Source organism: Phycisphaerae bacterium (assembly GCA_012729815.1).
Lineage (GTDB): Bacteria > Planctomycetota > Phycisphaerae > JAAYCJ01 > JAAYCJ01 > JAAYCJ01.
This window is the reverse complement of the sequence record JAAYCJ010000086.1, coordinates 16,224-30,224: the sequence shown is the minus strand read 5'-3', so window position 1 is coordinate 30,224 and position 14,001 is coordinate 16,224. Positions and strand designations below refer to the sequence as shown.

Here is a 14,001-nt window from a genome sequence, read left to right as displayed (position 1 = left end):
GTCGAGGTGATGGCTGGAGAAGGTCAGGCCACCGTCGAGGGTGAGCGGCTGTCCGTCGGCGGTCATTGAGACCTCGTGCAGATCGATCCTCGAAGGGGCTATCATCAGCCGGCCGTCGCGCCAGTCGGCGTTGAGCAGCGCGGCGGGTCGTCCCGAAGCCCGGAGGGCGGCGAGTCGGGGCGAGACGGCGGCCAGTTCGGCCAGATCGACGGGCGGGATTTCGATGGCCAGGCGGCCGTCGAGGATCTCGGGAATCTGTCCGAGGCCCCAGCGGAGGTTCAGGTGGCCGTCGGTTTTGAGCGAGGCGGGCCCGAAGGTCAGTTCGAACGGCTCGACCTGGCTGTAATAGGCGTTCTGCTGACTGTCGGCCCAGAGCGAGAGGCCGAGGCGGGCTGAGGCGGGCGTGCCGGGGTTCTTGTGCAGCGCGTTTTTCCAGGCGAAGCCGAAGGGGGCGGCGTCGGCGCGGAGTTGGGCGGTCAGAAGTCCATCTTCGAAGCGGCCTCTCGCGGCGAAGTCGATCGCTCCGGCGGCCTGGTGGGTTCTGGACCATTGGAGGAGGCGGTCGCTGAGGGCTTGGAGGTCCGGATCGACGGCGAGTCGGCCAGAGACCTCAAGTTCGGCGTGCTGGAGCGGCGAGTGTCGCCAGGCCAGCCACGGTCCGAGGCCCACGACGGCCAGCCAGTGCCGCGGGGCGATTGCTTCGAGTCGGGCGCGGCCGCTGGCCACCTTGACGAAGCTCTCGCCGTAGTGTAACGATGCTTTCGAGAGGCGGTGTTCCTGGACGCCTTCGGCAGGTTCGGAGAGTTCGAAGAGGCCGTCGAGGCTGCAGCGGACGCCGGGGCGTTTGAGGGTTCGCTCGTCGGCTTCGAGGCCCAGTTGGGAGGCGTCGACGGTCCAGCCGACCCGTCCGCCGTCGGGGCCGGTCTGCCAGTCGATCGCGGCGGCAAGGCCGCCAGCGATCTGGAGGCCGTTTGGCAGATGCTGTTGGACCAGGGGCAGGGATTCCAGGAGGCCGCGGGCCTCGTCGAGGCGCACCTGGTAGCGTCCGGCGGCGGTCGGTTCGGGCCCGAAGGTGCGCTGGAAGGCCACGCGGCTGTGCAGCGATTTGAAGTTGAGTTCGCCGTCCAGGTCGAGACGGCCGCCGTCGTAGCGGAGTTGGCCGTTGGCGGCCAGAGGCGTACCGGGACGTTTGACGAAGGCGTCGGCGACGCGGATGCCGGCCTCGTCGGCGTCGGCGGCAAAGGCCATCCGCGAGAGCAGCAGTTGCCATTGGCCGTCGCGGCAAGCCAGGCGATTCGATCCTTGGAGGCGGAATTCGCTCTGGCCGGTGAACTGGTGCGATGGGTTCAGTCGTTCGGCCAGAGCGGGGCTGAAGTCGGCGAGGCGTGCGGGGTTGCGGATCGCGACGGGCACATCCAGGACCAGGTCCAGTTCGGGCGAGTCGCCGCCCTCGTGGAAGGACCAGACAATTTTGACGGGGTGCTGGGTGTTTTCGAAGACCAGCGGTTCGGCGGCGAGGCGGAATTCAAGCCAGAGCGCCGGGGCGGGATCGAGCCAGGGCCATCGGGCCTTGACGTCGAGTTGCACCTGGCGTCGCGTCGGTTTGACGAAGTACCGGCCCACGGTCAGGTTCGATGACGGGCCCAGCTCGATCCGCGCGGCCGCCTGGGCCCAGTCGCGCTGGCCTTCGTAGGCCACATGCAGGTCCAGCGGCCCTGTGGCTTCCAGTTGCTCAAGGGGCGGCGCGGCGATCGGCAGGACCTGGGCCAGCCGTTGGAGGCGCGGGATCTTGAGGGCCAGGTCGAATTCGGCGAGGCGGCGGACGCTCTGGAGCCACCATTCGAATCGTTCGCCGGCGCGGACCCGCGGGAGGCGTCCGCTGCCTGAGAGTTCGAGGTCCGCGAAGCGGAACTGGAGGCGGTGGACCTGCATCCACGGCCAGGACTGCGGATCGGCGTTGAGGGCGACTTCGAGGGAGAGCGGTTCGCCCGCTGGTTTTGCGACGGCGTTTGGGACGTGGAGCGAGACGTCGGAGGCGTCCACCTGGATCTTGACATGTTCGAGGACGTCGTCGTTTCGCCAGTGTGCTTCGAAGCGGCACGGGCCGGAGAGTTCGCCTTCAAGGCTGAGGCGTTCGGCCAGGGCGGGCACCTGTTGGGCGGCGAGGTCGGTGCGGAATTGCCCGGAGAGGTTGACCTCGGTCAGTGAGACGCCGGCCGGTTCGAAGAGGCCGGCGAGCGAACTGGCGAGGGAGAGGACTGGGCTGGTCAGGTCGAGGGCTTCGAGGTTGAAGCGGCCGGTGAGCGGGTCGTAATCGCCGGCGAGCGCGATGCCGAGGTCGTCGATGTAGGAGGGTTCGGCGGAGCCGGTGGTGAGCAGATGGACCTGGCGCACCTGGGTGCGCAGTCGCCCGTCGAAGTGGAAGTCGGGGAAGACCTGGAGGTTCAGTTTACCGGAGGAGCGGCCCGCGAGTTTGTCGAGGGAGAGGTTCGGGGCCTGGTCGAGGCGGAGGGCGGTCAGTTGGAGGTCCTGCCAGGCGAATTCGACGGTTCCGCTGTAGCAGGTCTGGCCGCCCTGCTCGGCGATCTGGAGTCGTCCGGAGGCGCCGAAGCGGCCGGCGTCATGCGGTTTTTCGTCCGGGCCGTGAGGGGTGTAGGAGGCTTTGCCGGTTCCGCTCCAAGCGACGGTCACGGTTCGCGGGTCGACGTCGAGGCTGAGGTGCGGGATGGTCAGCCTGGTGGCCGCCCCATCAGCCCAGGCGACGGTCACGTGGGCATCGGCAAGGTCGAGCCGATCGATCCGCACGCCGCCTTCGGGCATCGGCGCGGCCAGCGGCGAGCGCAGGGGCGAGGAGGCGTCGGCGACGACGTCGACGCCCTGCAGTTGCACCAGGCCGATCTCTTTGGCGAACAGGAGGCGGAAGGGCTCGATGGGGACGCTGACGTTACGGACCTGGACCCGCAGGCCCCCCTGCTGGCGGTCGTCGATCGTCACATCTTCGATGGTGAAGCCGGTGCACCAACTGAAGTGGGCGCTGCTGACGGTGACGCGGCCGGTGACGGCTTGGGCGATCTGGCGCTGGACGTGATTTCGGAGCATGTCGGCCGGCACCAGGTACGGGGCGACCCAGGCCAGCACAGCCAAGACCGCCAGGGCCAGCATGAGCCGCCGAATCCAACGGAGGGCTTTTTGTTTTCCGGAAAGCTCCCGTGACATAGGAATATTCTAGTAGTTCAATTGAGCATTAACAAGTTCGTGGCCCACATGAGATTCCGGCTGTTTCATGTCGCCGTTTGCGGTTCGTGGGCGGGGGAGAAGAGTTTAAAGAGGATGCGGACGAGGGTGGCTGGTTCGCGGTAGCGCGGGGGCAGTCGCAGGTGGACTTCTCGCGGGTCAGCGAATCGGGGCGGGATCTGCGACCGGCTGAAGAGTTCCTGGCAGCGGGTGGCGTCGTCGAGGTGGAAGACGAGGTCCTCGTCGCGAAGGACGGCGGTTCGAACGCCCCACCGACCGGCGACGAGTCGCAGGCGGGCCAGGTCGAGGAGCATGCGGGTCGGGTCGGGGAGGCGGCCGTGGATGTCGTTGAGGTCGCGTTCGAGTTGATCGACGTCGTCGACGCGTTCAGCTCCGGCGAGCCGCTGGTATATCTGGAGACGGTCGCGTTCGGAGGCGACGTATTTTTTGGGCAGGGCGCCGACGAGTGGCAGGTCGAGGTTGGCTTTGCGGTGGGTCTCGGCTGGGCGGTCCTGGAGTCGGTCGACGGTTTCGGCGAGGAGTTGGCAGTAGAGTTCGTATCCGACGGCGGCGATGTGGCCGGATTGTTCCGGGCCGAGGATGTTGCCGGCGCCGCGGATCTCCAGATCGCGCATGGCGATTCGGAAGCCGGCGCCGAGTTCGGAGTATTCCTCGATGGCGCGGAGTCGGCGTTCGGCGATCGGGGTGAGCGGTCGTTTGGGCGGGAGCATGAGGTAGGCATGCGCCCGGTACTTGTATCGTCCGACGCGGCCGCGAAGCTGATGCAGGTCGGCGAGTCCGAAGCGGTCGGCGTTGTTGATGATGATGGTGTTGACGGTGGGGATGTCGACGCCGCTTTCGATGATGGTGGTGCAGACGAGGACGTCGGCCTGTCGGCGGAGGAAGGCGAGCATGACCTTTTCGAGTTCTTTTTCGTCCATCTGTCCGTGACCGATGACGATTCGGGCTTCGGGCACAGCGGCTTGGACGTGCTCGGCGATCTGCTGGATGTCCTTGACGTAGTTGTGGACGAAGTAGACCTGTCCGTCGCGGTTCATTTCGCGGAGGATGGCCTGTCGGACGAGTGCCCAGTCGAGCTTGCGGATTTCGGTCTGGATGGACCGGCGGTCGAGGGGCGGGGTGGCGAGGGTGCTGATGTCGCGCAGGCCAATGAGGGACATGTGGAGGGTTCGCGGGATGGGCGTGGCGGTGAGGGTCAGGACGTCGACGGTGGCGCGGAGCTGTTTGAGTCGTTCCTTGTGGGCGACGCCGAAGCGCTGTTCCTCGTCGACGACGACCATGCCGAGGTTGGCGAAGCGGACGTCCTTGCTGAGGAGCCGGTGGGTTCCGATCAGGACGTCGACCCGCCCCACCACCGTTCGCTGGAGCACGTCCTTCTGTTGCTTGCGGCTTTTGAATCGGCTGATGCTTTCGACGGTGAAGGGAAACTCGGCGAGCCGTTCGGAGAAGGTTCGGTAGTGCTGTTCGGCGAGGATGGTGGTGGGAACGAGGACGGCGACCTGGTAACCGGCTTCGAGGGCTTTGAAGGCGGCGCGCATGGCGATTTCGGTTTTGCCGTAGCCGACGTCGCCGCAGAGGAGTCGGTCCATGGCCCGCGGCCGCTGCATATCCTGTTTGATGTCGCGGATGGCGAGGAGCTGGTCTTCGGTTTCCTGGTAGATGAAGGACTCTTCGAGCTGGCGCTGCCAATCGGTGTCGGGCGGGTAGGCGATGCCGCCGGTGGCTTCGCGCCGGGCCTGGATTTCGAGCATTTCGGCGGCGAGGCTGGAGACGGCTTCGCCGACTTTTTCCTTGGTTTTTTGCCAGGTTTTGCCGCCGAGCTGGCTGAGCTGGGGATGGCCGCGGAAGGCTCCGATGTACTTCTGGACCTGGTCGGCCTGCCAGACGGGGACCTGGAGGCTGACGTTGCCGGCGTACTTGATGACGAGGACTTCTTCGGAGCGGTCGCCGCGTCGGACGACCTTGAGGCCCTCGTACTTGCCGATGCCGTGCTGGACATGGACGACGTAGTCGCCGGTTTCGAGTTCGCCGTAGGCCTCGGTGACGGCGGCGACGGGGCTGCGTTTGAGGCGGTGGCGGTGCTCGTAGCGGTGGAAGATCTCGTGGTGTCCGACGAGGGCGAGCTTGCGGTCGGGCCAGAGGAAGCCGCGGTGCAGGAGGCCGACGCGGAGCGTGATGCGCTGGGCGGCGTGGGGGTCGGCGGAGGCGAGCAGTTGGCTGAAGCGTTCGATCTCGGCCTGGTTTTCGCAGAAGACGGTGGTGTCGTATTCGGCGGCGAGTTCGATGACCTGGGCGACGGCGGCGTCGGGTTTGGCTTCGAATCGGGGCAGCGCGGCGAATTCGATTCGCGCACGGTGGGGGAAGAGTTCGCCGGGGAATCGGATGAGGGCGAGTTGGTTGAACCGCTGGGTTTGGCGCGAGATGGCATGGAAGGGGTAGACGCCGACGGGATCCTTGAGGCGTGAGACGAAGGTCTGGGCCAGTTCGGAGACTTCGACGGGTTCGTGCCAGCAGATGATGGTGTCGGTGTCGAGGAAGTAGTCGAACACGGGACAGCCGGGCAGTTTGAGGAGGTAGTCGCTGGTGGCGGGCAGGTAGAAATAGTCCATGGCGTCGGTGGATCGCTGGGTGGCGGGATCGAAGCGCCGGATGGAGTCGATCTGGTCGCCGAAGAGTTCGACGCGCACCGGGTGGCCGACGCCGCTGGGATAGACGTCGGCGATGCCGCCGCGAATGGCGAAATCGCCCGGCTGTTCGACGCGGTCGAGGCGGGTGTAGCCGTGGTCGACCAGCCACTGGGCGAAGGCTTCGACGTCGAGGGTGCCGCCGTGTTTGAGTTCGAAGGACTCGTGGATGAAACTGCCGGGCTGCGGGACGGGGAAGACGAGGGCCTGGACGGGGGCGACGACGATGCGGACCTGATCGGGGTCCAGTCGCAGGCGGGTCAGGACGTTGAGCCGTTCGGCGGCGATTTCGTCGCTGGCGAGGTTCTCGGGGAGGTCAGCCTCCCAGCCGGGGAAGACATCGACGGGCTGGCCGGTGAAGAGTTCGAGGTCTTCCTGGACGTCGTCGGCCTGGTCGAGGTGGGCGGTGACGTAGAGGAGGCGTTTGCCGGTGAGCTTGGCGACGGCTGCGGCGGCGAAGGGCGCGGAGCTTCCCCAGATCCCTTCGATCGCGACCCGGGTGGCGCGGTCGAAAAGGGACGCGATTTCCCGAAGCCTCTGATCTTCGACGATGGACGTCAACACGGTCGTTCGGGGTATTCTACACTTGGGTTTCGCGTCCGTCCAGTCCCTCTTCTGAGTCGGGTGGGATCGGTTGACCGGACGGTTCGGCCCGGCTTTATGTGATTTCCGGCTGTGATCGTGTGGATTACGGAGCGCGGGTTGACGCAGGAGACATGGCCAGGACAGTCATTCGCATGGAACGGTCTGCTGGTGCGTCGGGACGACGCACCCTACACGTGCGGTTCGCGTCCGTCCAGTCCCTCGTGGAGGTGACTTTTGGCTTTCGCGGGCTCGGGGTTTTTCGTATGGTAGCCGGGCATGAGAGACGGGAGTTCGGGCGATCGGCGGGTCAAGACGACGACGTGGCCGCAGCGTCATGAGGGGACGTTCGCTGCGCTGGGCGAGCATCTGCGGAGGCTGGGCGTGGCGGGTCCGCGGGTGTTGGAGGTGGGTCCCGGGGCGACGAGCCGGTGGCTGGCGTCTCGGCTGGCGCCGGGCGAAGGGGAGCGGTTGTCGGCGGCGGGCAACCGGTGGCGGGCGTTCCTGCGGAATCTCGACAGCCTGGTCCGGCGTCTGCCGGGCGCGGAGCTGCAGTCATACGAGCCGGGCGAACTGTGGTCGGTGCTGCCGGAAGGTTCGAGCCTGATCGTGACCGACATCAGCCGTCGGGTCGTGGAGGCGGTGGGCCGGCAGTATCCGCACGTCGAGGCGCGGGTGCTGGACCTGTCCCGCGAGGCGCTTAGCCCCCCTGCCGACGCGGTGGTGTGCCTGTGCGTTCTGGTGCGGGCGGAGTCGCCGCGGCCGATCTTCGAGAACCTCTGCCGGTCGCTGAGGACGGGCGGGCTACTGGCGATCGACCAGCGGAGCGTCCGACAGTTCGCGCCGTCGGATTTTCCCTTCGAGCAACTGGGCCCGCAGATCTGGCGGAAGAACGCCTGACGAGCCCTGCCCCCCTACCAGCCTCCGGACGCCGAGAAATAAATCGCGGATTTCCTCTTGACAGGCGATCGGTGGATTAGTTTATTTTCTAACTAATATTAGCCAATGTAATACCGTTTCGTAAGTTCTGCTCAAGGAGGCAACAGAAATGGACCTGGCCAAAGTCAGCAAGCTCGTCAACGTGCCGGCAGCCGCGGTGGCCCTGCTGGAGAAGCCCGAGAAGGAGATCAGCCTGGCGGTCAACATCCGGGTGAGCGACCACAAGCTGGTTCAGACCAACGCGTACGTGTGTTTTTATTCGACGGTGCGGGGTCCGGCCAAGGGGGGCATTCGGTTTCATCCGGAGGTGGACATGGCGCACGTGCGGAAGCTGGCGGAACTGATGGTCTGGAAGACGGCGCTGGTGGGGATTCCGTTCGGCGGGGGCAAATCGGGGGTGGCGGTGGACCCGCACGGGCTGGACCGGCCGGAGAAGGCGATTCTGGTCAAGGAATTCGTCCACCTGATCCGGCACGAGCTATCGAGCGGCGATTACATCCCGGCTCCGGACATGGGGACGGACGGCCGGGACATGGCGACGATCTTCGGCGAAACGCACCTGCTGGAGTGCGTGACGGGCAAGCCGCCGCGGGTGGGCGGGTTGCCCGGGCGCGAGGAGGCGACGGGCCGCGGGGTTTCGACGGTGACACAGCTTCTGGCCCGCCGCTGCGACTTGAAGCCGAAGGAGACGACGGTGGCGATCCAGGGGTTCGGGAACGTCGGCTCGTGGACGGCTCGTTTTCTGCATGAGTTGGGGTTCAAGGTGGTTGCGGTCAGCGACATCAGCGCGGCCCGGTACGATCCCAAGGGCTTGGACATCGGGGAGTTGAAGGACCACTTCGCCCGCAACGGCGAGCTGCTGGAGAGTTGCCCGATCGGTCAGGCGATTCCTCGCGACGAGCTTCTGGAGCTGCCGGTGGACATCATGATTCCGGCGGCCAGTTCGGAGGTGTTTACGGCCCGCAACGCGGAGAAGGTCAAGGCGCGGTACATCATCGAGGCGGCGAATGATCCGACGACGACGGAGGCTGAGCACATTCTGGAGGCGAACGGGGTGCTGATCGTTCCGGACATTCTGGCGAACGCGGGCGGCGTGATCGCCTCGTACGTGGAGTGGCGCAAGGCCCGGAGCGGATCGCTGACGCCTCGGAGCGAGACGTACCAGGTGATCGACAGCGTCATCGGGGATTCGTTTAAGGCGGTGAGCGATCTGGCGGACGAGTATGGGATTTCGTGGCGGACGGCGGCGGAGGCCAAGGCGGTCAGCGAGGTGGCGTCGACGATGGTCGATCGCGGCTGGCTGTAGGGGCGGGTGTTTGCATGATGACGAAAAAGGGTTCGGGCGAGCGCCCGAACCCTTTGTTTTTGCGGAAGCGTCGAACCTCGGACGGACTAGATTCCTTCCAGCAGCGAGGAGAGGTTCATTCCCAGTGCGTGCGAGATGCGGTAGAGCGTGACCACGGAGGCGGCGCTGCGGCCGGTCTCGATCTGGGAGATCTGGGACTGGGTCACGCCGACGCGATCGGCCAACTGCTGGGTGGTCAGGTCGGAGTCTCGCCGGATGTCGCGGAGTCGGGAGCCGATGATCTTGTTGATGGTTTCGGGCGAGGTGAGGAACATGCCGCGACGTCCGAGGGCGGTCTCAACCGCCTTGAGCAGACGATCTCCGTTGATGGGCTTGGCCAGGTAGTCGCAGACGCCCAACTGCATGCCTCGCACGGCGGTATCGACCGAGAGTTGCGAGCCCATCAGGATCACGCTGAGTTGGCGATCCGCTTCTTTCAGTTGGCCCACAAGGTCCATGGTGTCGGCCGGCAGGTTCTCATCGACCAGGGCCACGTGGACGGACTTTCCCGCGACCTCGGAGACCAGTTGGTCGGGGTTCTGATACCGGGAGATCTGATAGCCCTTTCCCGAGAGAACATCGGCCGCTGTGGACGCCTGGGCCTCGTCGTTACTGATCACCGCGATCTTGATCTGTTGTGGGTTCATAATTCTGCCCTTCCCAATACCCAGTAACTTTCAAGTTTCTTTAAGAAGTATATCCAACATTTTGATAAATGGCAACCATCATCCAGATTTTACCAGCGTTTTTAATCCGCCGACCTCTTTTTTCGTTAAATGCCTGTATTTTCCGGGTTTAGCGCCGGACAGGTCGAGCGACCCGTATCGGACACGGACCAACTTTTTTACCGGCAGGCCCAGCTTGGCGAGCATGCGCCGGACCTGGCGGTTCATGCCCTGGGTGAGGACGACCTCGAGAATCGACTCCTGACGGCTCTTTTTGATGAAGCGGATGCGTTTGGCTCTGGCCCTGCCGTCGCTGAGCCAGATGCCGTTTCTCATCGTCTCGACGATCGAACCTTCGACCTCGCCCTTGACGTGGGCGACGTAGACGCGTTCGACTTCGTAGCGTGGATGGGTGAGGCGTTTGGTCAATTCGCCGTCGTTGGTCATCAGGACCAGACCTTCGGAGTCTTTGTCCAGCCGGCCGACGGGAAAGACCCTGACCCCGACGTCGGCGACCAAGTCGACCACTGTCCTGCGTCCCTCTGGATCGCTGGCGGTCGAGAGCACACCCTTGGGCTTGTTGAGCAGGAGGTAGACCTTCGGCTCAATCCGCACCCGCATGCCGTCGACCTGGATCTTGTCGGTCTGCGGGTCGACCAGCACGGGCAGCGTGTCGACGGGCTGACCGTTGACGGAGACCCGGCCGGCCAGGATGATCTCTTCGCACGCCCGTCGCGAGCCGAAGCCCGCCGCCGCCAATACCTTCTGGAGCCGTTCTTTCGATGTTTTTTGAAGTCGCTCTCTTGCCATGGCCTCACGTTTGCCGGGGAGACAGTATCCCTACTTCACTTTTCTAAACATTCTATTACCCCCTGGGCGGAAATTCCATGAATTCCGGAAAAGGATGGGGGTCGGGTGTGGTAAGGTCATGGTGGCTGTCCACCGGTGCCTGTGCAGGGCAGTATCCGTTGGCGGGCAAGGTGGTTTTGCCGCCGTCGCGATGTGCTGGTGCGTCGGGACGACGCACCCTACTTTCGGGCTACTACGCCCGGGCCGGAAATTCCACGAATTCCGGAAAAGCGGTACTTTCGTCTGAATTACAGGATCACTGTCCCGTGGCGGTGGCTGTGGCATTCGATGTTGACGGCGACGGGGAGTGAGGCGATGTGGCAGGGGTGGGTCTCGATCAGGACGGCGAGGGCGGTGGTGTCGCCGCCCATGCCCTGGGGGCCGATGTTGAGCTGGTTGGCGGCTGCGAGCAGGCGGCGTTCCATGTCGGCGTAATACGAATTACGGTGGGCGCTGTCGATCGGGCGGAGCAGGGCTTTTTTGGCCAGCAGGCAGGCGAGTTCGAAGTTGCCGCCGATGCCGACGCCGACGACGAAGGGCGGGCAGGCGTCGGCTCCGGCCTGCCGGATGGTATCGACGACGAAGGCTTCGACGCCTTTGGCGCCTTGCGCGGGGGTGAGCATGGCGAGTCGGCTTCGGTTTTCGCAGCCGCCGCCTTTGAGCATGACGGAGAGCTTGAGCTGATCGCCTGGGACAAAGGCGTGATGGACGACGGCGGGCGTGTTGTCGCCGGTGTTGACGCGTTTTCCGGCTGGGTCGGCGACCATGCTTTTTCGGAGGAAGCCGTCGGCGTAACCGGCGGCGACGCCTTGGTTGATGGCGTCGATGAGGCCGGCGTCGGGGTTTTCGGCTGGGGGTTCAACGGTCAGGCGGCTGCCCTGCTCGACGAAGACGACGGTTACGCCGGTGTCCTGGCAGAGCGGGACGTTTTGCCGTTCGGCGATTTGGGCGTTTTCGAGGGTGAGTTCGAGGAGGTGTCTGGCCTGCGGGTTGGATTCGGTTTGGGCGGATCGTCGCAGGGCGGCCAGGACGTCGGGCGGGAGGCGGTGTGCGGCTTCGATGCAGAGACGTTTGACAGCTTCGACCACTTGCTGATATTGGATTGTCCGCATTCAGGGGACTCCTGTGCCGCTTCCATTAATCATAATTGTATTCCCGGGCTCTTTCGCGCCTCGTTGAGTGCGATTTGATATCCGTTGAGAGTGGTTTGCAACGAAAATAACGCTCCGGCTTCACTTGCGGACGAAAGCGAGGTTGACATCGGTGCAGGGCAGCGGTACCACACTGGAGTTGATGCGGATGGATATTGGGAGCGTTGAGGGCTGGAAGACATGAAGCTGTCGATTACGACCGATTATCTTGAGGATCGCGGCGATCCGTCGCCGTATTTGCGGCGGATCGCGGAGGCGGGTTTTTCGGGTGTGCACTGGTGCCATCAGTGGAACACGGACTTTGTCTATTGCCGATGGGAGATCGAGCAGATCGGGCGGTGGCTTGGCGAGCTGGGGTTGGCGATGGTGGATCTGCACGGGCCGGTGGGTCCGGAGAAGGACTGGGGTTCGCGGCGGGAGTACGAGCGGCTCGCGGGCGTGGAGTTAGTTGCCAATCGAATGGAGATGGTAGCGCAACTGGGCAGTGACGTGGTGATCATGCACCTGCCGGCGGAGCCGGAGTGGGACGGGATGCGTCGGTCGCTGGACGCTCTTGAGCCGGTGTCGCGTCGGCTTGGGGTTCGGGTGGCGGTGGAGAACATCGAGTTTGCGCCGGTTGAGCGGGTGCTGGAATGGTATGAGCCGTCGTTTGTCGGGTTGTGTTACGACAGCGGGCACGGGAATCTTCGGCCGGGCGGGCTGGACTGGCTGGAGTCGCGGAAGGACCGGCTGATTTCGGTGCATTTGCACGACAATCGGGGCGGGCGGGACGAGCACAATCCTCTGTTTTCGGGAACGGTGGATTGGGCGCGGCTGGCTGGGATCGTGGCGCGGTCGTCGTACGGCAAGTGCGTGAGCATGGAAGTGACGATGAAGGATTCGGGGATCGCGGACGAGACGGCGTTTTTGCGGACCGTGCATGAGACGGGCGGCCGGTTGAGTCAGATGATCGAGGCGGAGCGTCAGGCGTTGCCGGGCCGTTGATTTCGGACGGCATCAAATCAAGTCAGGAGAATTCGTGTGAGTTTCTGTCAACCTATCGACGTGGGCGATCGGAAGCAGCTTTTTCTGGACGAGCGGTGGTTTGCGAGCCAGCACGGCATGCGGCTGACGGCCAATCCGCCGGTCAAGCACGAGCGTGGGCTGTTGCCGGAGATGCCGTGGGAGTCGCATTGGGTCGGTCCGTACTCGACGGTGATGGAGGACGGCGGGCGGTATCGGCTGTGGTACGACGCGATGGCGGATATTCCGGGCAACCATGACCGGGGCCTGTGCTACGCGGAGAGCGATGACGGCGTGACGTGGCGGCGGAAGAACGTCAATCTGTTTTCGTGGGAAGGGATCGGGGAGAACAACATTCTGACGCCGGGCGGCGTGGGCGGCGTGATGAAGGATCCGAACGGGCCGGCGGAGCACCGGTACAAGGCGCTGTGCGTGATTCACGAGAATGCGGTGTGGCCTGAGTCGAAGGGGGCGCGGACGGGCTATACGGACAGCGCGGGCGGCTGGCGATTGGAGTTGTACCTGTGCACCAGTCCGGATGGGATACGCTGGAAGCGATTCGGGGTGGTCAGCGACTACTTCCACGATACGCACAATCATTTCTTCCACGATGCGCGGATCAACAAGTACGCAGCGTACTTTCGGACTCACCGTCGGGGGCGTTCGGTCGGGCGGCTTGAGATCGACGATCCGCTGGCGCTTCCGTGGATTCCGCTCGGGCAGACGCGCGAGGGTGCCGCGGAGCATTTCCTGACGGCTGTGGAGACCGACCAAACCGATCCGCCGGAGGTCGATCTCTACACGCCGTGCGTTCATCCGTATCCGTGGGCGGACGATGCGTACTTTGCGTTTACCACCCCCTACCGGCACTATCCGCACGGCGACACGAGCGATACGACGCTTCAGGGCAGAGACGAGCGCGGCCGGTTTCAGAATGACGGGCCGCTGGACGTGCAGTTGGCGGTGAGCCGGGACGGACGGTTTTTTACGCGTCCGGACCGTCGGCCATACGTGCCACTGGGTCTGGCTGGTTCGTGGGACGGCGGACAGCTTTATATGTGTCTAGGCATGATCCGCAAAGGTGCGGAGATCTGGATGTACTACTCGGGCACGTCGCATACGCACGGGGCCTACGAGCCGGGCATGAAGCTGCGCGCCGGAGGCATGGGTCGGCTGGTGCAGCGGCTTGACGGATTTGTTTCGGCGGACGCCGCGTATGAGGGGGCGGAATTCACGACGCCGCTGGTGAGGTTTTCGGGCGAGCATTTGCGGCTAAACGTCGATTGCTCAGCGGTGGGCCAGGTGTGGGTGGAGGTCCGGGACCAGAACAACCACGTTGTTCCCGGGTATTCGCTGGCGGATTGTATCAATGTGGACCGCAATCACATTGCGGCTGCGGTTCGCTGGCGTGAGAAGTCATCGGTGGCGGAGCTGGTTGGTCGACCGGTGCGGCTGCATTTGAGGCTTCGGGCGTGCAAGTTGTATGGGTTTGAGTTTGCGTCGGAGGAAAGCAGCCGGTAATTAGTATT

Annotated in this window: 9 protein-coding genes; 4 read left to right on the top strand and 5 right to left on the bottom strand. The window is 64.5% G+C overall.

What is annotated here, in order from left to right:
* Positions 1-3,162: hypothetical protein (locus GXY33_06600; protein ID NLX04795.1), on the bottom strand; the 3,162-nt coding region annotated here is incomplete at its 3' end.
* A gap of 119 nt (positions 3,163-3,281) precedes the next feature.
* Entirely contained in the window at positions 3,282-6,503 is a 3,222-nt protein-coding gene (gene mfd, locus GXY33_06595) for a transcription-repair coupling factor (GenBank protein NLX04794.1), read from the bottom strand.
* 297 nt (positions 6,504-6,800) lie between these two features.
* Here mfd and GXY33_06590 point away from each other — a divergent pair, with 297 nt between their 5' ends.
* Positions 6,801-7,421, top strand: coding sequence for a hypothetical protein (locus tag GXY33_06590; protein NLX04793.1), 621 nt, complete (start codon positions 6,801-6,803; stop codon positions 7,419-7,421).
* Between the two features lie 148 nt (positions 7,422-7,569).
* Positions 7,570-8,766, top strand: a complete 1,197-nt coding sequence (locus tag GXY33_06585; GenBank protein NLX04792.1) for a Glu/Leu/Phe/Val dehydrogenase — start codon at positions 7,570-7,572, stop codon at positions 8,764-8,766.
* A gap of 86 nt (positions 8,767-8,852) precedes the next feature.
* Here the strand turns inward: GXY33_06585 and GXY33_06580 are convergent, their stop codons facing one another.
* The 3 genes from GXY33_06580 to GXY33_06570 all read right to left on the bottom strand — a co-directional run bounded on the left by GXY33_06580 (position 8,853) and on the right by GXY33_06570 (position 11,431).
* Positions 8,853-9,452, bottom strand: a complete 600-nt coding sequence (locus GXY33_06580; protein NLX04791.1) for a response regulator — start codon at positions 9,450-9,452, stop codon at positions 8,853-8,855.
* Positions 9,453-9,530: 78 nt separating this feature from the next.
* Positions 9,531-10,280 (bottom strand): rRNA pseudouridine synthase, encoded by a 750-nt coding sequence (locus tag GXY33_06575; GenBank protein NLX04790.1) that lies wholly within the window; start codon positions 10,278-10,280, stop codon positions 9,531-9,533.
* Positions 10,281-10,567: 287 nt separating this feature from the next.
* Positions 10,568-11,431, bottom strand: coding sequence for a fumarate hydratase (locus GXY33_06570; GenBank protein NLX04789.1), 864 nt, complete (start codon positions 11,429-11,431; stop codon positions 10,568-10,570).
* Positions 11,432-11,650: 219 nt separating this feature from the next.
* Between GXY33_06570 and GXY33_06565 the strand changes: the two genes are divergently transcribed.
* A complete protein-coding gene (locus GXY33_06565) occupies positions 11,651-12,454 on the top strand; it encodes a sugar phosphate isomerase/epimerase (GenBank protein ID NLX04788.1) in 804 nt (267 codons plus the stop codon).
* Between the two features lie 36 nt (positions 12,455-12,490).
* The gene (locus GXY33_06560; GenBank protein ID NLX04787.1) at positions 12,491-13,993 is read left to right on the top strand and encodes a hypothetical protein; all 1,503 of its coding nucleotides are present in this window, start codon (positions 12,491-12,493) and stop codon (positions 13,991-13,993) included.
* The last annotated feature ends 8 nt before the right edge of the window (positions 13,994-14,001 follow it).